The 22,650-nt window shown below is 68.8% G+C and carries 20 protein-coding genes, 1 pseudogene and 1 riboswitch; of the genes and pseudogenes, 14 read left to right on the top strand and 7 right to left on the bottom strand.

What is annotated here, in order from left to right:
* The first annotated feature begins 15 nt into the window (after positions 1-15).
* Positions 16-2,268 (top strand): protein kinase domain-containing protein, encoded by a 2,253-nt coding sequence (locus IH68_RS0111600; protein WP_030932591.1) that lies wholly within the window; start codon positions 16-18, stop codon positions 2,266-2,268.
* 15 nt (positions 2,269-2,283) lie between these two features.
* Here IH68_RS0111600 and nadA read toward each other — a convergent pair whose 3' ends face one another.
* Positions 2,284-3,468, bottom strand: a complete 1,185-nt coding sequence (nadA, locus tag IH68_RS0111605) for a quinolinate synthase NadA (RefSeq protein WP_030932593.1) — start codon at positions 3,466-3,468, stop codon at positions 2,284-2,286.
* A gap of 279 nt (positions 3,469-3,747) precedes the next feature.
* On the opposite strand from nadA, the gene IH68_RS0111610 reads away from it, so the two are divergent.
* Complete coding sequence (locus tag IH68_RS0111610) at positions 3,748-4,104, top strand: iron-sulfur cluster assembly accessory protein (RefSeq protein WP_030582488.1); 357 nt, start codon at positions 3,748-3,750, stop codon at positions 4,102-4,104.
* An 84-nt stretch (positions 4,105-4,188) separates the two neighbouring features.
* Here the strand turns inward: IH68_RS0111610 and IH68_RS0111615 are convergent, their stop codons facing one another.
* Together IH68_RS0111615 and IH68_RS0111620 are read right to left on the bottom strand one after the other, a co-directional pair.
* Positions 4,189-5,997 (bottom strand): hypothetical protein, encoded by a 1,809-nt coding sequence (locus tag IH68_RS0111615; RefSeq protein ID WP_030932596.1) that lies wholly within the window; start codon positions 5,995-5,997, stop codon positions 4,189-4,191.
* A gap of 187 nt (positions 5,998-6,184) precedes the next feature.
* A complete protein-coding gene (locus IH68_RS0111620) occupies positions 6,185-6,394 on the bottom strand; it encodes a hypothetical protein (RefSeq protein WP_030932599.1) in 210 nt (69 codons plus the stop codon).
* A gap of 129 nt (positions 6,395-6,523) precedes the next feature.
* On the opposite strand from IH68_RS0111620, the gene IH68_RS0111625 reads away from it, so the two are divergent.
* On the top strand, positions 6,524-7,498 hold the full coding sequence (locus IH68_RS0111625; RefSeq protein ID WP_030932602.1) for a carbohydrate kinase family protein: 975 nt from the start codon (positions 6,524-6,526) through the stop codon (positions 7,496-7,498).
* 1 nt (position 7,499) lies between these two features.
* Here IH68_RS0111625 and IH68_RS0111630 read toward each other — a convergent pair whose 3' ends face one another.
* On the bottom strand, positions 7,500-8,879 hold the full coding sequence (locus tag IH68_RS0111630) for a cysteine desulfurase/sulfurtransferase TusA family protein (RefSeq protein WP_030932605.1): 1,380 nt from the start codon (positions 8,877-8,879) through the stop codon (positions 7,500-7,502).
* 286 nt (positions 8,880-9,165) lie between these two features.
* Here IH68_RS0111630 and coxB point away from each other — a divergent pair, with 286 nt between their 5' ends.
* The 4 genes and pseudogenes from coxB to IH68_RS0111650 all read left to right on the top strand — a co-directional run bounded on the left by coxB (position 9,166) and on the right by IH68_RS0111650 (position 13,282).
* Positions 9,166-10,128 carry a cytochrome c oxidase subunit II gene (gene coxB, locus IH68_RS0111635; protein ID WP_030932607.1) on the top strand — a complete coding sequence of 321 codons (963 nt, stop codon included), beginning with the start codon at positions 9,166-9,168 and terminating at the stop codon, positions 10,126-10,128.
* Positions 10,125-11,495, top strand: a pseudogene (locus IH68_RS49750) (cytochrome c oxidase subunit I). The gene coxB and the pseudogene IH68_RS49750 overlap by 4 nt, the downstream one beginning before the upstream one ends.
* A complete protein-coding gene (locus IH68_RS0111645; RefSeq protein WP_030932609.1) occupies positions 11,492-11,890 on the top strand; it encodes a cytochrome c oxidase subunit 4 in 399 nt (132 codons plus the stop codon). Before IH68_RS49750 ends, IH68_RS0111645 begins: the two are co-directional and overlap by 4 nt.
* A gap of 132 nt (positions 11,891-12,022) precedes the next feature.
* Complete coding sequence (locus IH68_RS0111650) at positions 12,023-13,282, top strand: L,D-transpeptidase (RefSeq protein WP_030932612.1); 1,260 nt, start codon at positions 12,023-12,025, stop codon at positions 13,280-13,282.
* A gap of 123 nt (positions 13,283-13,405) precedes the next feature.
* Here the strand turns inward: IH68_RS0111650 and IH68_RS0111655 are convergent, their stop codons facing one another.
* A complete protein-coding gene (locus IH68_RS0111655; RefSeq protein ID WP_030932615.1) occupies positions 13,406-13,810 on the bottom strand; it encodes a response regulator transcription factor in 405 nt (134 codons plus the stop codon).
* 145 nt (positions 13,811-13,955) lie between these two features.
* Here IH68_RS0111655 and IH68_RS0111660 point away from each other — a divergent pair, with 145 nt between their 5' ends.
* From IH68_RS0111660 to IH68_RS0111685, 6 genes are all read left to right on the top strand, one after another.
* Positions 13,956-14,576, top strand: a complete 621-nt coding sequence (locus IH68_RS0111660; protein WP_030932618.1) for a cytochrome c oxidase subunit 3 — start codon at positions 13,956-13,958, stop codon at positions 14,574-14,576.
* An 80-nt stretch (positions 14,577-14,656) separates the two neighbouring features.
* A complete protein-coding gene (locus IH68_RS0111665; protein ID WP_030932622.1) occupies positions 14,657-15,466 on the top strand; it encodes a c-type cytochrome in 810 nt (269 codons plus the stop codon).
* Entirely contained in the window at positions 15,463-16,530 is a 1,068-nt protein-coding gene (locus IH68_RS0111670; protein WP_030932624.1) for a ubiquinol-cytochrome c reductase iron-sulfur subunit, read from the top strand. The genes IH68_RS0111665 and IH68_RS0111670 overlap by 4 nt, the downstream gene beginning before the upstream one ends.
* Positions 16,527-18,161, top strand: coding sequence for a cytochrome b (locus tag IH68_RS0111675; protein ID WP_030932627.1), 1,635 nt, complete (start codon positions 16,527-16,529; stop codon positions 18,159-18,161). Before IH68_RS0111670 ends, IH68_RS0111675 begins: the two co-directional genes overlap by 4 nt.
* A gap of 132 nt (positions 18,162-18,293) precedes the next feature.
* A complete protein-coding gene (trpD, locus tag IH68_RS0111680; RefSeq protein ID WP_030932629.1) occupies positions 18,294-19,358 on the top strand; it encodes an anthranilate phosphoribosyltransferase in 1,065 nt (354 codons plus the stop codon).
* Between the two features lie 71 nt (positions 19,359-19,429).
* Positions 19,430-19,546, top strand: a riboswitch (SAM riboswitch).
* A 162-nt stretch (positions 19,547-19,708) separates the two neighbouring features.
* Entirely contained in the window at positions 19,709-21,070 is a 1,362-nt protein-coding gene (locus tag IH68_RS0111685) for an aminotransferase class V-fold PLP-dependent enzyme (RefSeq protein ID WP_030932632.1), read from the top strand.
* A gap of 142 nt (positions 21,071-21,212) precedes the next feature.
* Here the strand turns inward: IH68_RS0111685 and IH68_RS0111690 are convergent, their stop codons facing one another.
* Together IH68_RS0111690 and IH68_RS0111695 are read right to left on the bottom strand one after the other, a co-directional pair.
* Positions 21,213-21,494, bottom strand: coding sequence for an Lrp/AsnC family transcriptional regulator (locus IH68_RS0111690; RefSeq protein ID WP_030932635.1), 282 nt, complete (start codon positions 21,492-21,494; stop codon positions 21,213-21,215).
* Positions 21,491-22,225 (bottom strand): rhomboid family intramembrane serine protease, encoded by a 735-nt coding sequence (locus IH68_RS0111695; RefSeq protein ID WP_030932638.1) that lies wholly within the window; start codon positions 22,223-22,225, stop codon positions 21,491-21,493. The genes IH68_RS0111690 and IH68_RS0111695 overlap by 4 nt, the downstream gene beginning before the upstream one ends.
* 165 nt (positions 22,226-22,390) lie before the next feature.
* Here IH68_RS0111695 and IH68_RS0111700 point away from each other — a divergent pair, with 165 nt between their 5' ends.
* A complete protein-coding gene (locus IH68_RS0111700) occupies positions 22,391-22,630 on the top strand; it encodes a hypothetical protein (protein WP_009309707.1) in 240 nt (79 codons plus the stop codon).
* Positions 22,631-22,650 lie beyond the last annotated feature (20 nt).

Raw genomic sequence — 22,650 nt, forward strand, 5'->3', positions numbered from 1 at the left:
GAAGGGGATTCGGGCGTGCCGCTGCGCAAGGACGACCCGAAATCGGTCGGCGGGTACAAACTGGTCGACCGGCTCGGCTCCGGCGGCATGGGGGTCGTCTACTGGGGCAGATCACGCTCGGGCCGTGACGTCGCCGTCAAGGTGGTGCATGCCCAATACGCGGAGGACAAGGTCTTCCGCGCCCGCTTCCGCCAGGAGATCGAGGCCGTCCGCAAGGTCAGCGGCGCCTTCACCGCACCGGTCGTGGACGCCGACCCGGAGGCGGTACGGCCCTGGATGGCGACCCAGTACGTCCCGGGCAGCTCCCTCGCCGAACGGATCCGCGACCACGGTGCCCTGAGAGGCACCGAACTGCGCCGGCTGGCCCTGGGGTTGGTGGAGGCGCTGCAGGACATCCACCGGGCCGGCGTGGTGCACCGGGACCTCAAGCCCGCCAATGTCCTGATGTCCGAGGACGGCCCCCGCGTCATCGACTTCGGCATCTCCCGAGCCGCCGAGAACCACCAGACCCTGACCGAGACCGGCCAGATGATCGGCACCCCGCCCTTCATGTCACCGGAACAGTTCACCGACGCCCGCACCGTCGGACCCGCCTCGGACGTCTTCTCGCTCGCCGCGCTCCTGGTCTTCGCGGCCACCGGACGCAGCCCGTTCGACGCCGACAGCCCGTACCTGACCGCCTTCCGGGTCGTCCACGAGCAGCCAGGACTGGACGGCGTACCGGGGCCGCTCCGCGCAGTCCTGGAGCGCTGTCTGGTCAAGGACCCCGCTGACCGGCCCCAACTGGACGTACTGGAAAAGGAGTTCGCCGAGGCCCTGCCCGAGCCCGACCCCAGGGACCCGGACACCACGGCCCTCCGCCTGGCCGACCTGAGGACCGTGGAGGAGACCGACGCCGGGACCGGCCATGCGGGGCCCGGAAAGGCCACCCGGTCCGGGCGCACGCGACGCCGCAGGGTCCGTCCCCTGCTGGTGGCGGCCTGCACGGTGGGTGCGCTGGTCCTGGGGACGGGGTGGTACATACGGTTCGGGCCGGGCTTCCCCGACGGCGCCCCGGCGGCCGGTTCCGCCTCGTCCGCGGACTCCCGCTGGGCGGCGGTCCCCACCGGGTGGCAGCCCTGGCAGACGACGATGTCCGAGACGGCACAGCGGGGCGAGGTCCACGCGCTCGCGAAGGACAGCGCAGACGCGGGCGACGCCACCTGCCAGACGTACGAGAACGCGGTCTACTGCGCGGGCAACAACATCCTCCCGGTCCGTCTGGACGGCCGTACCGGCGCCACCGTCTGGCGCTCCGCGCTCGCGACCTCCGCCGAGGGCGCGGACCGGGCGCGGGACAACTTCGAACTCCTCGGGGTGCGGGACGGCGCGATGCTTCTCCAGCACTACGTCTACGGGGCCGACGGGGGCACGAAGGCGAGCATCGTCGCCCTCGACACCGAGAGCGGCGAGCAGCTGTGGGCCCGCCGGCGGAACAACGTCACCGTCGACCAGATCGTGTCCGGCGACCTCGTGCTGACCCCCGACCTCGCCGGCCGGCTGGTGACGGCCCGTTCCCCGCGCACCGGAGCCGACCGCTGGACCCTGCAGCTGCCCTCCGACGACTACTGCCAGTTCACGACGGCCGGCTCCCGCCTGTATGCGCAGTGCTTCTCGGACGACGCGACCAAGGACGCCGTACTCCTGGAGCTGAACAAGGCCGACGGATCGGTGCTCCGGCGGCTGAAGACCCCGTACACGAGCAGCCTGCTCGGCACCGTCGGCGGCCGGCTGGCCTTCGTGGTCGGCGGCGACACCGCCCCGGCGCGCCCGGAGGACCTGAAATTCGGCGAGATCTGGCTGCTCGACCCGGACACCGGCGCCGCCACCACGACAAAGCTGACGAAGATCTACGACGGCTCGGTGCGGCTGGCCGCCGACACTCTGTGGATCACCCAGGCCAACGGCCAGGTGACCGCCGTGTCCCCGCTGACCGGCAAACAGCGGTGGCAGACCAGGACCGACGTCGAGGGCTCGGGACAGCCCACCTACGACGCCCGCACCCGCACCCTCTACCTGGCCAGCACCAGCGGCCGTGTCGCCGCGCTCGACAGCCGCAGGGGCACGCTGCTGTGGGAGACGGGCGCCCGCGCCGACCAGCTCGCGAGCGGCGACGTGACCAAGTCCAAGGTGCTGCTGTACGGCGGCGCGCTGGTCGCGACCACCCCGGACGGCACCGTCTTCAGCCTGGACCCCGCGCACCCCGAGCGGAAACCCGTCTCGGGGTGACAGCGGGGCACAGGGCTACGGCAGCGCCAGCATCCGCTCCAGGGCCAGCTTCGCGAACGCCTCGGTCTCCTTGTCGACCTCGATCCGGTTGACCAGGTTGCCCTCGGCCAGGGACTCCAGCGCCCAGACCAGATGGGGCAGGTCGATACGGTTCATGGTCGAGCAGAAGCAGACCGTCTTGTCGAGGAAGACGATCTCCTTGCCCTCGGGCGCGAAACGGTTCGCGAGGCGGCGGACCAGGTTCAGCTCCGTGCCGATGGCCCACTTGGACCCGGCGGGCGCGGCCTCCAGGGCCTTGATGATGTACTCCGTCGAGCCGACGAAGTCCGCCGCGGCCACGACCTCGTGCCTGCACTCCGGGTGGACCAGCACGTTCACGCCCGGGATGCGCTCGCGCACGTCGTTCACCGAGTCCAGCGAGAACCGGCCGTGCACCGAGCAGTGGCCGCGCCACAGGATCATCTTCGCGGCGCGCAGCTCGTCCGCCGTCAGCCCGCCGTTCGGCTTGTGCGGGTTGTAGAGGACGCAGTCCTCCAGGGACATGCCCATGTCGCGGACGGCGGTGTTGCGCCCGAGGTGCTGGTCGGGCAGGAACAGCACCTTCTCACCCTGCTGGAAGGCCCACTCCAGGGCCTTCTTGGCGTTGGACGAGGTGCAGATCGTGCCGCCGTGCTTGCCCGTGAACGCCTTGATGTCCGCGGACGAGTTCATGTACGAGACCGGCACGACCTGCTCGGCCACGCCGGCCTCCGTCAGCACGTCCCAGCACTCGGCGACCTGCTCGGCCGTGGCCATGTCCGCCATCGAGCACCCGGCCGCGAGGTCCGGCAGGACGACCTTCTGGTCGTCGGAGGTCAGGATGTCCGCGGACTCCGCCATGAAGTGCACACCGCAGAACACGATGTACTCGGCCTCCGGACGCGCCGCCGCGTCCCGGGCCAGCTTGAACGAGTCACCCGTGACGTCGGCGAACTGGATGACCTCGTCGCGCTGGTAGTGGTGGCCGAGCACGAAGACCTTGTCGCCCAGCTTCTCCTTGGCCGCGCGGGCACGGGCCACCAGGTCCGGGTCGGACGGGGACGGCAGGTCGCCGGGGCACTCGACGCCCCGCTCGCTCTTCGGGTCGGCCTCGCGGCCGAGCAGCAGCAGGGCGAGAGGAGTCGGCTGTACGTCGAGCTCCGGGGTCTGGGCGGTGGTCACGACACGCACCCTTTCTGTTCTGCGGGAGGTTCTGCTGGAAGTTCTGCGGACGTGCTTCTCGTCGAACTGACGCTATCTATCATAACCCGCTTCACGTCAGTTTGACGATGGTCATAACGTCGATGTGACATGAATCCCGATGAGCCGTTTTCCGCTCGCCATCGCATGTGCGAGCATGAAGGAGGCACCGAAAACAGGCGCCCGGCCCGGAATGAATCCGCGGCCTTGCCGGTTGCACCAGTCGGCAAGCAGTCTCCGTACAACCCGGGAGAGATGTAGATGTCCGTATCGGACGAGACCAGCACCGTCACCGACGGCATCATCCTGTCCGACGCCGCTGCGGCGAAGGTCAAGGCCCTGCTCGACCAGGAAGGCCGTGACGACCTGGCCCTGCGCGTCGCCGTTCAGCCCGGCGGCTGCTCCGGCCTGCGCTACCAGCTCTTCTTCGACGAGCGTTCGCTCGACGGCGACGTGGTGAAGGACTTCGGCGGCGTCAAGGTCGTCACCGACCGTATGAGCGCCCCGTACCTGGGTGGCGCGTCCATCGACTTCGTCGACACCATCGAGAAGCAGGGCTTCACGATCGACAACCCGAACGCGACGGGCTCCTGCGCCTGCGGCGACTCCTTCAGCTAAGCCTTGCTGAGCTGCTGAACAACTGAACAAGCCGAAGGCGGCGGCCCCCTCCGACGGGGCCGCCGCCTTCGTGTACCCGGAGGGCTACTGCACCCCGGCCGTATTACCCGGCAGCCGCTGCCCCGGGTTCGGCAGCAGGATCTCCTTGCCGTCGGTGCCGACGACCTTCCGGTCGCCCAGCGGCCGGTCCAGTTGCACCGTCTTGTCGATCGCCTTGGCGATCATGATGCAGATCTTGCCCTTCCAGGGCGTCTCGGTCACTTTCACGGTCACCTTGTCGGAGCTCTCGTTCGCCGTCGCCTTGTAGTCGGCGCACACCCCGCCGGTGAAGCCCAGGCTCAGCTCCTTGCCGTCGGTGGTGTAGTAGTCCACCTTGACGTCACGGGTGGCCGGCGCCGAGGACGGCCCGCCACTCGACGGTGTCGCCGGCGGAGTGGGCTCCCCGGACGGCGTCGTCGAGTTCGAGGCCAGGTACCTCGGGTCGACGGCCGGATACGTCACCGTGAAGCCGTTCTGCGCGCCGGCGCCCTTCACCTGGAACAGCCAGGACGGCACCAGAGCCTGCCGCCCGTCCACCGCATGCACGGCCAGCCCGAAGACCGCACCGCCGACGGTGACGGTCTGCTTCGCCGGCGTCGCGCCCGCCCCGGACGTCGACTGCCCGCACGGCGCCTCCAGCCGGTCCTTCAGCGGTACGGGGCTGGCGCAGCCGCCGATGCCCATGCGGTGGTCGGTCGTGGGCGCCGAGTTCATCAGGTCCAGCGTCTTCCGCGCACCCAGCACGGGGTACGTGTCGCCCTTCACCGGAGCCTTCAACTGACCACTGCCGCCCACCACTTCGCCGTGGGAGCCGACGGTCAGCCCGGTCGTCCAGCCGTACGTGGGCAGCCCGCCGACCAAGGGGTTCGCGTTCACCACCCGCTGGGCGCCCATGACCTGGCTCGCGTCCACCTTCGCGTCGTCCTGGCCGACCGCCTTCAGCACCGGCGCCGCGGCCTTCTTTGCGGCGGCCTCACTCACCGTGTCGCCGGCCGGGTTCGCGGGATCCTTCGTGCACGCGATGACCTTCTGACAGGCGTCGGTGCCGGCCGCGTACCGGTGGAACGTCCACGTCCCCGGCGCCTGCCTGTCCACCACCAGACTCGGCCCGGATCCGTCCTTGTCCGGCCCGACCTGCCAGGCCTGCCCCTGCGCCACCGGCGTCCCGTCCAGCCCGAGGGCCTCGGCCAGCCGCGCCACCTCGTCCTTGGTGACCTCGCCGGCCGCCCGGTACACGGGCGCCGAGTCCGGCCCGTCGGGCAGCGCGCCGGCGGCCTTGTACTGCACGCCGTACGGGTTGGGCTCCCCGGGCGCGATCCCGTTCGTACCCCCCTCGGAGTAACCGTCGAGTGCGAGCGGCGGGGGAGTGGTGCCGTCGCCGGAGGCCCCGGAGCCCGTACGGCCGCCGGACCCGCCGGAGGCCGATGCAGTGAGGTACGCCCCGCCGCCTCCCACCAGCAGCACGGCAGCGGCGACGGAGGCGATGAGCACGGGGGAGCGGCGGCGGGACGGGTGGAGTTCCTCCGCGTCCGGACCGGGGGTGGCGTCGGGAATCTCGGAGTCGCCCTCGTCGAACGTCGGAGCCTTGGCAACCTCGGTCTCTTCGGCGACCTCGGGCGCCCCGACCACGGCGGTCTCCTCGCCCGCGCCGGTCGCCTCGACCTCGGCGTCCTCCCCCTCGGCTCCGCTCTTCTCCGCGCCGGCTTCCTCTTCAGGAGCGTCCGCATCGCCCTCCGTGACGCCCGGAGCCTCGGCGCCCACGGCGCCCTGCTCCTCCACGGCACCCTGCTCCTCGGGGGAGTCGGCGGCGCCGTTCTCGTCCGGGGCGTCGTTGTCGGGTCGCTCGGTGTTCACCGCATCGCTCCTTCGCCTGCACAGCTGTCCTGTGACCCTGACCCGGCCCTGTCAAAACGGCCTGCTGGAGGGTCGTATCGCACATCCCCTTCACGGGGGACGGCGATGGGACGCAAGGGAGGAGCGCGCGGTTCCCTTCACATGCGCCGGCCCGGCTACCGGGCCGTAGTGGACTACAGACCCGTACTCAGTCGCCGTAGTCCGACATCGAGTCCAGCAGCCGGGCCGACTTCGGCGGCACGATCACGCCGTGGATGAGTGACGGGGAGACCGGGCGGGAAGTGATGCGGTCGGGGGCGGCCCAGTGGGGGACCATCCGGGCGCAGTCGCCGCGCAGCGACGCGAGGTCGCCTTCCAGGTCGACCGGGACCGGGGCATGGACCTTCAGGTTCGTCATAGCGGAACCGTATGCACGCCGAAGCCGGCGAAGAAAGATCTACTATCGGGTAGTTTTGGCCACTTCAGAGCCCGGCTACGACCCGGTAGCGTGAAGTGTCAACCCGTCTCCCACAGGAGAGTCCCCGCCGTGCGCATCGCAGTCACCGGCTCCATCGCCACCGACCACCTCATGACCTTCCCCGGCCGCTTCGCCGACCAGCTCGTCGCGGACCAGTTGCACACGGTCTCGCTCTCCTTCCTGGTCGACAACCTCGACGTACGCCGGGGCGGCGTCGGAGCGAACATCGCCTTCGGCATGGGTCAGCTCGGCACGACCCCGGTCCTGGTCGGCGCCGCCGGCTTCGACTTCGACGAGTACCGCGCCTGGCTGGACCGGCACGGCGTCGACACCGAGTCGGTCCGCATCTCCGAGACCCTGCACACCGCCCGCTTCGTGTGCACGACGGACGCCGACCACAACCAGATCGGCTCCTTCTACACGGGCGCCATGAGCGAGGCCCGGCAGATCGAGCTGAAGACCGTCGCCGACCGCGTGGGCGGCCTCGACCTGGTCCTGATCGGCGCCGACGACCCGGAGGCGATGCTCCGCCACACCGAGGAGTGCCGCTCCCGGTCCATCCCCTTCGCCGCCGACTTCTCCCAGCAGATCGCCCGGATGAACGGCGACGAGATCCGGATACTGCTGGAGGGCGCCACATACCTCTTCTCGAACGAGTACGAGAAGGGTCTGATCGAGTCCAAGACCGGCTGGACGGACGCCGAGATCCTCGCCAAGGTCGGCCACCGCGTCACCACCCTCGGCTCGCGCGGCGTCCGCGTCGAGCGGACCGGCGAGGACCCGATCGAGGTCGGCTGCGCGGAGGAGGAGCGCAAGGCCGACCCCACGGGCGTCGGCGACGCCTTCCGTGCCGGCTTCCTCTCGGGCCTCGCCTGGGGCGTCTCCCTGGAGCGCGCAGCCCAGGTCGGCTGCATGCTCGCCACGCTCGTCATCGAGACGGTCGGCACCCAGGAGTACCAGCTGCGCCGCGCCCACTTCATGGACCGGTTCGCCAAGGCCTACGGCGACGAGGCCGCAGCCGAGGTCCAGAAGCACCTGGCCTGAGCTACGACACCCGGCGGACCACGTATGCAGCACCGTGGTCCGCCGGCTCCTCACCCACGTACTCCTGGCCCCGCATCTCGCACCACGCCGGGATGTCCAGCCGCGCCGCCTCGTCGTCGGACAGGACACGCACCGTGCCGCCCACCGGCACATCCCCGATGACCTTGGCGAGCTCGATGACGGGAATCGGGCAGCGCTTGCCGAGCGCGTCGACGACCAGGGCGTCGTCCTGCTGCACGGTCGCCGCCGGAACCGGCGCCCCCAGCTTCTCCCGCACCCCCGCCACCGCGCCCGGCAGCACCGCCAGGAACCGCTCGACGTCCTCCTCGGGCGTCCCCATCGGCAGCGAAACCCGCACATTCCCCTCACTGAGCACCCCCATCGCCTTCAGCACATGGCTGGGCGTCAGCGTGCTGCTGGTGCAGGACGACCCGGAGGAAACGGAGAAACCCTCCCGATCCAGCTCATGCAGCAATGTCTCCCCATCGACATAGAGACAGGAGAAGGTGACGATCCCCGGCAGCCGCCGCTCCGGATCCCCGACCACCTCCACGTCCGGAACCGACCGCGGCACCCGCACCCGGATCCGCTCCGTCAGCTCCCGCAGCCGTACCGCCTCTTGTCCAGCCTCCGCCCGCACCGCCCGCAACGAGGCGGCTGCGGCCACGATCCCCGGCAGATTCTCGAACCCGGCGGCCCGCCCCGACTCCCGCTCGTCCGCAGGCCCTTGGGACACGAACCGCACGCCTTTTCGTACGACGAGCAGCCCGACACCCGAGGGCCCGCCCCACTTGTGCGCACTGGCCGTAAGCAGGGACCAGTCACCCTCGACCGGCCCCCACCCCAGCGACTGCGCCGCATCCACCAGCAACGGCACGCCGGACTCCCGGCACACGGCAGCCACTTCGGCCACCGGCTGCTCGGTCCCCACCTCGTGGTTGGCCGACTGAAGACAGGCCAGCGCGGTGTCCGGGCGGAGGGCGTCCGCGTACGACGCCGGAGTCACCCTGCCCCGCCGGTCCACCTCGATCTGCGTGACGCTCCCACCGCCGGCCTCGTGCGCGTCAGCCGCATGGAGCACCGAGGAGTGTTCGACCGCCGACACGATCAGGTGACGCCCAACCCGGTGACGCCCGGCCAACGCCCCCGCGATTCCGGCATGCACGGCCCGGGTGCCGGAAGAAGTGAAGACCAGCTCGTCGGCACGGCAGCCCACGGCCTCGGCAGCGGCCTCCCGAGCGGCGTCCAGCAACATCCGCGCCCGCCGCCCTTCGCGATACAGCCGTGCAGGGTCGGCCCACCCCTCATCCAGCGAGGCCAGCAGCGCCTGCCGGGCAACGGGATGAAGAGGAGCACTGGAAGCAGCATCGAAGTAGCCCACACGGCAACGCTAAACCGCCGTTCACTGCAACGCCCTAAAGGGGCGCGGGGCAATGACACCAGCGGCTCCGCCGCGGGGCGCGACCGGCCCCCACAAACCCGCAGCCGCCAATCCAGCTAACCCGCGGGGTGAGTAGGCACCCCTCCCCGCGAACCCCCGGAGGGCGTCGGCTAGGGTTTGGTCCGCATAAACATCCAAACCCCTGCCCGACGCAGGGCGGCGACCGACCACCGAAGAAGGCAGGCCGCAGCCAACCGCGCGGGCGAGACTCTCGGGAAGGCGCTACGTGAGTCCCAACGGCTCCGACCGCTCGCCGCGGCGCCCGATGCGGCGGAAGCTGCTGCAGGCAATGACCGCGGGCCTGGTCCTGGCGACCGCCACCGGTTGCACATACAAGGACTTCCCCCGCCTTGGTATGCCCACCCCCACCACGGAAGAGGCTCCGCGGATCCTCTCCCTGTGGCAGGGCTCCTGGGCCGCCGCGCTCGCCACCGGCGTGCTGGTGTGGGGCCTGATCCTGTGGAGTGCTTTCTTCCACCGGCGCAGCCGCACGAAGGTCGAAGTTCCTCCGCAGACCCGGTACAACATGCCGATCGAGGCGCTGTACACGGTGGTTCCGCTCGTCATCGTCTCGGTGCTGTTCTACTTCACGGCCCGCGACGAGTCGAAGCTGCTCAGCCTCTCCGACAAGAAGCCCGACGTCACTGTGAACGTCGTCGGCTTCCAGTGGAGCTGGGGCTTCAACTACATCGAGCCCGTCGCCGGTTCCACCGGTGACGCGAAGACCGACAAGAACCTGGCCGCCATTCCGGACCGGTTCAAGAACGACTTCCCGGCGAGCGCCGGCGGTGTTTACGACGTCGGTACGCCGGCCACCAGGAACCCGCAGACCGGCAACCCGGGTCCGACGCTGTGGCTGCCCAAGGGCAAGACGGTCCGCTTCGTCCTGACCTCGCGTGACGTCATCCACTCCTTCTGGGTGGTGCCGTTCCTGATGAAGATGGACGTCATCCCGGGCCACACCAACTCCTTCCAGGTGACCCCCAACAAGGAGGGCACCTTCCTGGGCAAGTGCGCCGAGCTCTGCGGCGTCGACCACTCCCGGATGCTGTTCAACGTGAAGGTCGTCTCCCCGGAGCGCTACGAGCAGCACCTCAAGGACCTCGCCAAGAAGGGGCAGACCGGTTACGTTCCCGCCGGCATCGCGCAGACGAGCCACGAGAAGAACCGGGAGACGAACAACCTGTGAGCATCGTCAACGAACCCCAGGGCGCCGCGGCGGAGTCCCACTACGCGGACGAGCTGCCGGTCCGGCGCAAGCAGCCCGGCAACGTGGTCATCAAGTGGCTCACCACCACTGACCACAAGACGATCGGGACGCTCTACCTCGTCACGTCGTTCGCGTTCTTCCTGATCGGCGGCGTGATGGCGCTGCTCATGCGCGCCGAGCTGGCCCGTCCGGGCCTGCAGATCATGTCGAACGAGCAGTTCAACCAGGCGTTCACGATGCACGGCACGATCTGTTCGGCTCGACGATCGCGGTGGGCGGCTTCCTCACCCCGTCCGGTGCGGCCGACTTCGGCTGGTTCGCCTACTCCCCGCTGTCGGACGCGGTCCGCTCGCCGGGCATCGGCGCCGACCTGTGGATCATGGGTCTGGCCTTCTCCGGCTTCGGCACGATCCTCGGTGCGGTCAACTTCATCACCACCATCATCTGCATGCGCGCCCCGGGCATGACCATGTTCCGCATGCCGATCTTTGTGTGGAACGTGCTGCTGACCGCGGTGCTGGTCCTGCTCGCCTTCCCCGTCCTCGCCGCCGCGCTGTTCGCGCTGGAGGCGGATCGGAAATTCGGGGCACATGTCTTCGACGCGGCCAATGGCGGCGCGTTGCTGTGGCAACACCTCTTCTGGTTCTTCGGCCATCCAGAGGTGTACATCATCGCGCTGCCGTTCTTCGGCATCATCTCCGAGGTCATCCCGGTCTTCTCCCGTAAGCCGATGTTCGGCTACATGGGCCTGATCGGCGCGACCATCGCCATCGCGGGTCTGTCCGTGACCGTGTGGGCCCACCACATGTACGTCACCGGCGGCGTACTGCTCCCGTTCTTCTCCTTCATGACGTTCCTCATCGCCGTACCGACCGGCGTGAAGTTCTTCAACTGGATCGGAACGATGTGGAAGGGGTCCCTGCTTCTGGACGCTGTTCATCGGCTTCCACGGCACGTTCCTGGTCCAGCACTGGCTGGGTGCCGAGGGCATGCCGCGTCGTTACGCGGACTACCTCGCGGCCGACGGCTTCACCGCCCTGAACACGATCTCGACGATCAGCTCGTTCCTGCTCGGCATGTCGATCCTGCCGTTCCTCTACAACGTGTGGAAGACGGCCAAGTACGGCAAGCCGGTCGGCGTCGACGACCCGTGGGGCTACGGCCGCTCGCTCGAGTGGGCGACGTCCTGCCCGCCGCCGCGGCACAACTTCCTCACCCTGCCGCGGATCCGAAGCGAATCCCCGGCGTTCGACCTGCACCACCCTGAGATCGCCGCTCTCGACCAGCTCGAGAACGCGCCTCACGGTGAGAAGGCTCTGGCTGGTGGCAAGGAGGCCGGCAAGTGAAGGTTCAGGGCAAGATGTTCATGTGGCTGAGCGTCTTCGTCCTCGCCATGGCGGTGGTCTATGGCGTGTGGTCGAAGGAGCCGGCCGGTACGACGGCGCTCTTCCTGGCCTTCGGTCTGTGCATCATGGTCGGCTTCTACCTCGGCTTCACGGCCAAGCGGGTCGACGCGGGTGCGATGGACAACAAGGAGGCGGACGTCGCGGACGACGCCGGCGAGGTCGGGTTCTTCAGCCCGCACAGCTGGCAGCCGCTGGCCCTCGGGCTCGGTGGTGCGCTCGCCTTCCTGTCGATCGCGATCGGCTGGTGGCTGCTGTACTTCTCGGCGCCGATCATCATGGTCGGCCTGTACGGCTGGGTCTTCGAGTACTACCGCGGTGAGAACCGCACCCAGTAGCACGCGAAGAGCACATCGGGAGCCCGGACACTCCGTAAGGAGCGTCCGGGCTCCCACTTTTGCCCCAATACCGTTACCTCGTACGGATTACACCGCGCGCCGTCCTTGACGAACGTCCATAGCGTGAGGGACATGAACCACTCTCCGCGCACCCGCACCGTCGTCAGCTGCACTCTGCTGGTGATCGCCCTCGGCGCGGGCGGCACCGCTTGCAGCAGCGGGGGCAACCCGCTGGCCGCCAAGCCGTACGACGCGACGGACCAGCTCTCCTTCAAAGGCCTCAAGGGCGGCGCGAAGAAAGCCGACCCGGACAAGGCCCTCGAGGTCACCGCCGAGGACGACGGCCGCATCACGGACGTCACGGCCACGGACGCCGCAGGCCGCTTCGTGGCGGGCGAACTCTCCGCCGACGGCACCCGCTGGCACAGCACCTCTCCGCTCGCCGCCAACGCCCACTACACGGTGCGGGTGAGCACGGAGGACGGGGACGGGGCGCCGGGCCGCAAGGTCCTCACCTTCGACACCAGCATCCCCACCACCAAGAAGCGCCTGGACGTGAAGTTCGGGCCCGACTCCGGCGACTACGGCGTCGGACAGCCCGTCACCGCCCAACTGAACCGGCCCGTCAAGGACAGGACACAGCGCGCCATCGTCGAACGGGCACTGCGGGTGGACTCGGTCCCCGCCGTGCAGGGCGCCTGGCACTGGGTGGACGACAAGGAACTCCACTACCGCCCCAAGGACTACTGGCCCGCCCACACCACCGTCCAGGTGCACAGCAACCTGGACGGCATCAAGGTCGGCGACCGCCTGTGGGGAGCCAAGAGCAAGCCGCTGAAGCTCACCATCGGCGACAGCATCATCGCCGTCACCGACGCCTCGGCGCACTCCATGACCGTGTACAAGAACGGCGACGACATCAGGGAACTCCCCGTCACCACCGGCAAGCCCGGCTTCGAGACCCGCAACGGCGTCAAGGTCGTGCTGGGCAAGCAGTCCTTCGTACGCATGCGCAGCGCCACCGTGGGCATCGCCGAAGGCAGCGCCGACTCCTACGACCTGCCCGTCTACTGGGCCACCCGCCTCACCTGGAGCGGCGAGTACGTGCACGCCGCCCCCTGGTCCGTGGGCTCCCAGGGCTACGCCAACGTCAGCCACGGCTGCACCGGCATGAGCACCGGCAACGCCGAATGGTTCTTCAACACCATCCACGAGGGCGACGTGGTGAAGGTCGTCAACTCCAACGGCGACACCATGGAGCCCTTCGGCAACGGCTTCGGCGACTGGAACCTGGCCTGGAAACAGTGGCGCCAGGGCAGCGCCCTGGTGGCCGGCAAACCCGACGGCCCGAGCCCGGACGACGTGGCACGACTGCGCCCACAGAGCGTGTGAGCGGGCCTCAGGGGCAGTGGGCCTCAAGGGGCGCGGGGCTGTATTCGATGTGCGGCTCCGCCGCGTGGGCGCGACAAGCCACAACGAACCCGCAGCCGCCTCGAAACCAGCTGCCCCGAGCTACTAGGCGCTCTGCTGGAGACTCTTACGCCGCAACAAAGAAGCCAACGCGGCGGCGAACTCCACAGGCTCCACCGGCAAGGTGACCGCCGCATCCGCCCGACTCCACGTGGCCAGCCACGCATCCTGGGGCCGCCCAATGAGCAAAAGCACCGGCGGGCAGTTGAACACCTCGTCCTTGATCTGCCGGCACACCCCCATGCCCCCCAAGGGCACCGCCTCGCCGTCCAGGACGCAGACGTCGATCCCGCCCCGGTCCAGCTCCTTGATGACGGCGGCCGGCGTCGCACACTCCAGGAACTCGACGACGGGAACGTCGGGAGCGGGCCTGCGCCCGGTCGCGAGCCGCACCTGTTCGCGGGTGTTGGAGTCGTCGCTGTAGACCAGCACCGTGGCGGTCGGCTGCATAGTTCCTCCGAGACGTCAGCGTCGTACGGAAAGGCCCGATGGGGCGGATGTTACTCCGTTCAACACCACGTCAACACCGGTATGGACGGCAGCAACACTCCGAACGGCACCCCCCGGAGTGAGGGCGGGATAAGCGACCGACATAATGTCGGTCGTGGCGACAGCAACGACAGTAGAAACCGGGCACGCGCACCCGTCGGTCAACCGGCCGAACCTCACCAGCGTCGGAACCATCATCTGGCTGAGTTCCGAGCTGATGTTCTTCGCGGCCCTCTTCGCGATGTACTTCACCCTGCGATCGGTGACCGGTCCGGATCACTGGAAGGAGATGGCGAGCCATCTCAACCTTCCGTTCTCCGCGTCCAACACCACGATCCTGGTGCTCTCCTCCCTCACCTGCCAGCTCGGCGTGTTCGCCGCCGAGCGCGGGGACGTGAAGAAGCTCCGGGGCTGGTTCATCATCACGTTCGTGATGGGTGCGATCTTCATCGGCGGTCAGATCTTCGAGTACACGGAGCTGGTGAAGGAGGACGGGCTCTCCCTGTCCTCGGACCCGTACGGCTCGGTGTTCTACCTGACCACCGGGTTCCACGGCATGCACGTGACGGGCGGCCTCATCGCCTTCCTGTTCGTTCTCGGCCGCACCTACGCGGCCAAGAGGTTCACCCACGAGCAGGCGACCGCGGCCATCGTCGTGTCCTACTACTGGCACTTCGTCGATGTCGTGTGGATCGGCCTCTTCGCCACGATCTACCTGATCAAGTAGCCGGGCCCGTTCCCGCGTGCGCCCGCGAGGCGCACAACCCACAAGCATCGACGCAGAAGATCCTGACACCGGGGTAATCCGTGAAAAAGCTCTCCGCACGACGACGCCATCCCATGGCGGCTCTCGTCGTCCTACTCCTCGCGCTGGCATGCACCGGGGGGCTGTACGCCGCGTTCGCACCCGCGAGCAAGGCGCAGGCCGATGACACCGCCCAGTCCCTTGCCATCGACGAGGGCAAGAAGCTCTACTCCGTGGGCTGCGCCAGCTGCCACGGCACCGGCGGTCAGGGCACCACCGACGGTCCGAGCCTCGTCGGCGTGGGCGCCGCGGCCGTCGACTTCCAGGTCGGCACCGGCCGTATGCCGGCCCAGCAGCCGGGCGCTCAGGTCCCGAAGAAGAAGGTCATCTACACGCAGGCCGAGATCGACCAGCTTGCCGCGTACATCTCCTCCCTCGGCGCCGGCCCGTCCATCCCGACGAAGGCGCAGTACGGCCCGGACGGTGCCGACATCGCCAAGGGTGGCGAGCTGTTCCGCACCAACTGCGCGCAGTGCCACAACTTCACCGGCAAGGGCGGTGCGCTGACGCACGGCAAGTTCGCGCCGAGCCTCGAGGGCGTCGACCCGAAGCACATCTACGAGGCCATGCAGACCGGCCCCCAGAACATGCCGTCGTTCCCCGACACCACGATGTCGGAGCAGAACAAGAAGGACATCATCGCGTACCTGAACGCGGTCAACGGTGACGACACCGAGAGCCCCGGCGGCCTTGAGCTGGGCGGACTCGGCCCGGTCTCCGAGGGCCTGTTCGCCTGGATCTTCGGACTCGGCGCGCTGATCGCGGTCGCCGTCTGGGTCGCCGCTCGGACCGCAAAGGCCAAGAAGTCATGAGTAGCCAAGACATTCCAGAAGAGAACCTGCCTGCCGAGCACTCCGCAGGACACAACGAGCACGGTGCGGTGACCGTCGCGGACGAGAAGAACCCGTTCGCGGACCCCGGTCTGCCGCCCCACGAGCACCGGGTGCAGGACATCGACGAGCGGGCCGCCAAGCGGTCCGAGCGTGTGGTGGCCATGCTGTTCACGGTCTCGATGCTGGCAACGGTCGGGTTCATCGCCTCGTACGTGGCGATCCCGCACGACAAGTCGATCTACGTGTTCCCGATCGGCCACATCAACGCGCTGAACTTCGCGCTCGGCCTGACCCTGGGCCTCGCGCTGTTCGCCATCGGCGCGGGCGCGGTCCACTGGGCCCGCACCCTGATGTCCGACGAGGAGATCGCCGACGAGCGGCACCCGATCGAGGCGTCCCCCGAGGTCAAGGCCAAGGTCATGGCCGACTTCAAGCAGGGCGCCAAGGAGTCCGCGCTCGGCCGCCGCAAGCTCATCCGCAACACGATGTTCGGTGCGCTGGCCCTGTTCCCGCTCTCCGGCGTCATGCTGCTGCGCGACCTCGGACCGCTGCCGGGGACCAAGCTCCGCCACACGCTGTGGTCCAAGGGCAAGCTGCTCGTCAACATGAACACCAACGAGCCGCTGCGTGCCTCCGACGTCGCGGTCGGCTCGCTCACCTTCGCCAAGCCCGAGGGCCTGGAGGAGCACGACGAGAACTTCCAGACCGAGATCGCCAAGGCGGCCCTGATGATCGTCCGGATCCAGCCGGACAACATCAAGGACAAGCGCGAGCTCGAGTGGTCGCACGAGGGCATCGTGGCGTACTCGAAGATCTGCACCCACGTCGGTTGCCCGATCTCCCTGTACGAGCAGCAGACGCACCACGTGCTGTGCCCCTGCCACCAGTCCACCTTCGACCTGTCCGACGGTGCCCGGGTGATCTTCGGCCCCGCCGGTCACGCCCTGCCGCAGCTGCGCATCGGCGTGAACGACCAGGGCTACCTCGAGGCGCTCGGCGACTTCGAAGAGCCCGTCGGTCCTGCATTCTGGGAGCGCGGATGAGCACCAACGAGAACACCGAGTCCCGGCGCGGCAAAGCGCCGGCCGGCGAGCGCGTCGCCGACTGGGCCGACGGCCGGCTGGGGATCTACTCCCTGGCCAAGACCAACATGCGCAAGATCTTCCCCGACCACTGGTCGTTCATGTTGGGCGAAGTGTGCATGTACAGCTTCATCATCCTCATCCTCACGGGTGTGTATCTGACGCTGTTCTTCCACCCGTCGATGAACGAGGTGGAGTACCACGGCAGCTACATCCCGCTGCAGGGCCAGATGATGTCCGAGGCGTTCAACTCGACCCTGCACATCTCCTTCGATGTGCGCGGTGGTCTGCTCATCCGGCAGATCCACCACTGGGCCGCGCTGATCTTCCTCGCGGGCATGTTCGTGCACATGATGCGTGTGTTCTTCACCGGCGCGTTCCGCAAGCCGCGTGAGGTCAACTGGATCTTCGGCTTCCTGCTGTTCGTCCTGGGCATGTTCACCGGCTTCACCGGTTACTCGCTGCCGGACGACCTGCTCTCCGGCACCGGTGTCCGCTTCATGGAGGGCGCGGTCCTGTCCGTGCCGATCGTCGGCACGTACCTGTCGATGTTCCTCTTCGGCGGCGAGTTCCCGGGCGGCGACTTCGTGGCCCGGTTCTACTCGGTCCACATCCTGCTGCTGCCGGGCATCATGCTCGGCCTGATGGTGGGCCACCTGATCCTGGTCTTCTACCACAAGCACACGCAGTTCGCGGGTCCCGGAAAGACGAACAACAACGTCGTCGGCATGCCGCTGCTGCCGGTGTACATGGCGAAGGCCGGCGGCTTCTTCTTCCTGGTCTTCGGCGTCATCACGGCCATCGCGGCGATCGCCTCGATCAACCCGATCTGGGCCATGGGCCCGTACCGTCCGGACCAGGTGTCGACCGGCGCCCAGCCCGACTGGTACATGGGCTTCTCCGAGGGCCTGATCCGTGCCATGCCGGGCTGGGAGATCAACCTGTGGGGCCACACGCTCGTCCTGGGCGTGTTCATCCCGCTGGTGATCTTCCCGCTGGTCCTGGTCTCGATCGCGGTCTACCCGTTCATCGAGTCCTGGGTCACCGGCGACAAGCGCGAGCACCACATCCTGGACCGCCCGCGCAACGCCCCGACGCGTACCGCGTTCGGCGCCGCGTGGATCTCCTGGTACTTCGTGCTGATGGTCGCCGGCGGCAACGACCTGTGGGCCACGCACTTCCACCTGTCGATCAACGCGATCACCTGGTTCGTCCGAGTCGCGTTCTTCGTCGTGCCGGTGCTCACCTTCATCGCCACCAAGCGGATCTGTCTCGGCCTCCAGCGCCGCGACAAGGACAAGGTGCTGCACGGCCGCGAGTCCGGCATCATCAAGCGCCTGCCGCACGGTGAGTTCATCGAGGTGCACGAGCCCCTCAGCCAGGACGCCCTGCACACCCTCACGGCGCACGAGCAGTACAAGCCGGCCGAGATCGGCCCGACGGTCGACGAGAACGGCGTCGAGCGCAAGGTCAAGGGCTCCGAGCGGCTGCGCGCCAAGCTCAGCGAGGCGTACTACGGCGAGGAGTCCCAGATTCCGAAGCCGACCGTCGAGGAGTACAGGGAGATCACGAGCGGCCACGGCCACCACTGATCGCTGCGGCTCGCCACGCCACGGCAGAAGGGCCCCCGTCCGGTCTTCGGACGGGGGCCCTTTTCCGTGTCCTGAGCTGGATAGGGTGGCCTCACACTCGTTTCTTCTTCTACGACGACCAGGAGCGGCCTTATGAGCGCTGTGACCCCCGCTGGAGGCGACACCGCGGCGGGCCGTTCCTGGCCCCTGCTGCTGAACGGCCTGCTGGACGGCCACGACCTCACCGCCGACGACACCGCCTGGGCGATGGACCTGATCATGCGCGGCGAGGCGACCGACGCCCAGATCGCCGGGTTCGCGGTGGCGCTGCGCGCCAAGGGCGAGACGGTCGAGGAGATCACCGGACTGGTCCGGACGATGTACGAGCACGCGAACGTGATCGAGGTGCCGGGCCGGACCGTCGACATCGTCGGTACGGGCGGTGACGGCGCGAAGACGGTGAACATCTCCACGATGTCGTCGATCGTCATCGCCGGTACGGGCGCCAAGGTCGTCAAGCACGGCAACCGGGCCGCCTCCTCCGCGTCCGGCGCCTCGGACGTCCTGGAGAAACTGGGCGTCAATCTGGAACTGACGCCGAAGCGGGTCGCGGAGGTCGCCGAGGAAGCCGGCATCACGTTCTGCTTCGCCATCAAGTTCCACCCGGCACTGCGTCATGTGGCCGCCGCACGCGGCCAGTTGGGCATCCGTACGACCTTCAACGCCCTGGGGCCGCTGACCAACCCGGCGAAGGTGAAGGCTCAGGCGGTGGGCGTCGCCGACCCGCGCCTGGCTCCCCTCATCGCGGGCGTCCTGGCCGAGCGCGGCAACTCCTCCCTCGTCTTCCGCGGCGACGACGGCTTCGACGAACTGACCACGACGGCAACCTCGCGGGTCTGGATCGTCCGCGACGGCAAGGTCACCGAGGAGACCTTCGACCCGCGGGACGTCGGCATCGAGCTGGTCCCCGTGGAGGCCCTGCGGGGCGCCGACCCGTCGTACAACGCGGAGGTCGCCCGCCGCCTCCTCGACGGCGAGCAGGGCCCCGTACGGGACGCCGTACTGCTGAACTCGGCGGCCGCGCTCGTGGCCCTCGACCCGGGCAACGGGACTCTCGCCGAGCAGATCCGGGCCGGCATGGACAAGGCGGCGCAGTCGATCGACTCCGGCGCGGCCAAGCGGGCCCTGGAGCGCTGGGTGGCGGCCAGCAACGCATAGCAGGGGAGTGCGGTCCCGTAATTCGGACACGAGTTGCGGGACCGCGATCACTTCACGTACGTTCCTGTCCAGGTCATGAGTGACAGTCATGAGGCCCCGGCCGACTGTCCGGCAACCCTCCGTCCGTGGCGGGGTGCCCCGGGTGAAGACCAGGCCGTAGGCAGCGAGGTCTACGGCAAGCGCGGGCCCCTCGAACAACCAGGGGTCCTGGTCGTCGAGGAGCCTTCCGTGAGCAAGCGAATGCGATAGGGCCGCAGAGCCCCGCCTCCGCATCCCCTTTCACCTTCACACCCACGCTTGAGTCATGCGCTCGCGGGGTGAACTCAGCCTGCACCCACGGGAGTTCCGTCATGTCTGTCTCTACCGCTGCCGCCGTCACCTCCATTTGCGCCCCGCTGCCCGTTCTGGGACGGGATGTCACCGTCCCGCTCGTCACGGGCGGCGAAGTCACCTACGCCGCGCTCGACTATGCGGCCAGCGCCCCCGCCCTGCAGCGCGTCTGGGACGACGTGGCCGCCTACGCGCCCTACTACGGCAGCGTCCACCGCGGCGCCGGCTACCTCTCCCAGCTGTCGACCGACCTCTTCGAGAACGCCCGCCGGACCGTTGCCGAGTTCCTGGACTGCCGGGCCGACGACCAGCTGATCTTCACCCGCTCCACGACGGACTCCCTCAACCTGCTGGCGCAGGCGCTCCCGGCCGGCTGCCAGGTCTTCGTGTTCGAGACCGAGCACCACGCCAGCCTGCTGCCCTGGAGGGATGCCAGGGTCACCTGCCTCGACGCCCCGCGCACCCCGCAGCAGGCCGTCGAGACCCTGGAGCGCGCCCTCGCCGACCGCGACCCGTACGGTCCCGCCCTGGTCTGCGTCACCGGCGCCTCGAACGTCACCGGCGAGCTGTGGCCGGTGCGCGAGCTCGCCGCTGCCGCCCATGCGCACGGCGCCCGTATCGTCCTGGACGCCGCCCAGCTCGCCCCGCACCACCCGGTCTCCGTGCAGGACCTCGACGTCGACTGGGTCGCCTTCTCCGGCCACAAGCTGTACGCGCCCTTCGGCTCCGGCGTGCTGGCCGGCCGCGCCGACTGGCTGCAGGCCGCCGACCCCTACCTCGCGGGCGGCGGCGCCAGCCGCAAGGTCACCCGGCGCGCGGACGGCGGCGTGGACGTGGAGTGGCACGACAGCGCCGCCCGCCACGAGGCCGGCTCCCCGAACGTGATCGGCGCCTACTCCATCGCCTCCGCCTGCAAGGCCCTCACCGAGGCCGGCTTCGACACCCTGGTCGCCCGCGAGCAGCACCTGATCGACACCGTCCGGGCGGGCCTCGCCGAGGTGCCCGACGTGCGGATCCTCTCCCTCTTCGGCGACGACGCCCCCCGCGTCGGCGTGATCTCCTTCGTCGTCGAGGGCTGGAACAGCTCGCACTTCGCCGCCGCGCTCTCCGCCGAGTACGGCATCGGCGTCCGCGACGGCCTCTTCTGCGCGCACCCGCTGGTCAGGACCCTGCTCGGCAGCGACCCCCAGACCCAGGGCGAGTGCGGCGCCCCCGAGGCCGCCCCCGGCGAGAAGTCCCTCAACGCGATCCGCGTCAGCTTCGGCGCCGGCACCCCCGACGAACACGTCGAGCGCTTCGTCACCGCCGTGAAGGAACTGGTGGCCGACGGCGCGAAGTGGCAGTACCGCACAGAGGACGGCCGCTGCGTCCCGGCAGTCTGATCCAGCCCGTCAGGGGCAGCGGCTTTTCAGCTTTCAGGGGCGCGGGGCTGTATCAATTTGCGGCTCCGCCGCGTGGGCGCGACCAGCCACGACGAACCGGCTGTCGCAGACGAACCGTGCCCCGCAGACGCTCAGGCGTCGATCACGAGTCCAGCCCGATGGCGAACGCGGCTTCCAGGTCATGCTGCGAGTAGGTACGAAACGCGACGTGCGTATCCGTCGCCTCCACGCCGGGGATCTTGCTGATGCTCCCGGGGATCACGTCAGCAAGATCCTCGTGCTGACTCACCCGCACCATCGCGATCAGGTCATACGTCCCGGTCACGGAAAAGACTTCACTCACGCTCTCCAGCGAAGCGATCCGCTCCGCGATCTCGGGGATCCGGTCCACGCTGGTCTTGATGAGGACGATCGCGGTGATCACGGCTGGTTCTCTCCCTCGGGGGCCGTTGCTGGGGCGGACCTCACTCTAGTCGTACGGCCGAATCGGACCCAGGCGTAGACGAAGCCCAGGCCGAAGCCCACCAGGTGGGCCAGATAGGCCACCCCCGGCCCCGTCGCCGCATGCCTGGCCGCCAGCCACTGCAGGGCCACCCAGAAGGGCAGCACGATCCAGGCGGGGAAGCGCAGGGGGAGGAAGAAGAGGAACGGCAGAAGACTGGTCACCCGGGCGCCGGGGAACAGGTAGAGGAAAGCGCCCAGGACCGCGGAGATCGCCCCGGACGCGCCGACCAGGGACTGCTGTGACGTGGAATTGGCCGCCGCGTACCCCAGCAGGGCGAGGTAGCCGCAGCCGACGTAGAAGAGGGTGAACTGGACGCGGCCCATCCGTTCCTCGGTCATCGCCCCGAAGACATAGAGAAAGAGCATGTTGCCGAGCAGGTGCACCCAGCTGCCGTGGACGAACAGGGCCGTGGCGGGGGTCAGGGCGGCTCTGGGGGAGCCCTGGAACAGCTCGGCCGGGACCACGCCCCAGCGGTGGAAATAGGCGCGCTGGGCGGCGAGCAGCGCGTCGCCGGAGCCGTGGACCGGATTGAGGCCGGCGGCCGGGCCGGTCACGAAGAGCAGACAGCACAGAGTGATCAGCGTGTACGTCATGGGCGCCGAGGGGCGCCGGATCGCTCTGCCGACGGTCGCGCTCCACTTGCCGATCATGAACACAGAGCATGACGTAACGGGACGCAGTCGCACAGACCGCCTCGCCGCCGTGGACGGGCAGGCGGCGAGTCCGCGCCAGGCCGTAGGGTTACGAGCCACACGCCCGGGGAAGCTGGGGCGTCACTGACAATAGAAGGCCTAGAAGGAAAGAGCACAGGCACGATGACGGTTCCCCTCCCGACCGCCACGACGCGGTGGCGCTGCACCCTCTGCGGCAACCTCACGCGTTTCGACGTGACCCGCTCGTCGAAGGTCGTCGAGTACGTCCACCTCGATCTGGCCGGTGAGCCCAAGGTCGAGGAGCGCGAGGTGGTCAGTGAGACCATCGAGTCGGTGCGCTGTCGCTGGTGCAACGCGGTGGATCAGGTGGAACTCGTGGACAGGCCGGGCGCCGACTCCTGAGGGAGCGGCCCCACAGGTAA

Origin of the sequence: Streptomyces sp. NRRL S-646, assembly GCF_000720765.1 — a bacterium.
In the GTDB taxonomy this organism is placed as follows: Bacteria; Actinomycetota; Actinomycetes; order Streptomycetales; family Streptomycetaceae; genus Streptomyces.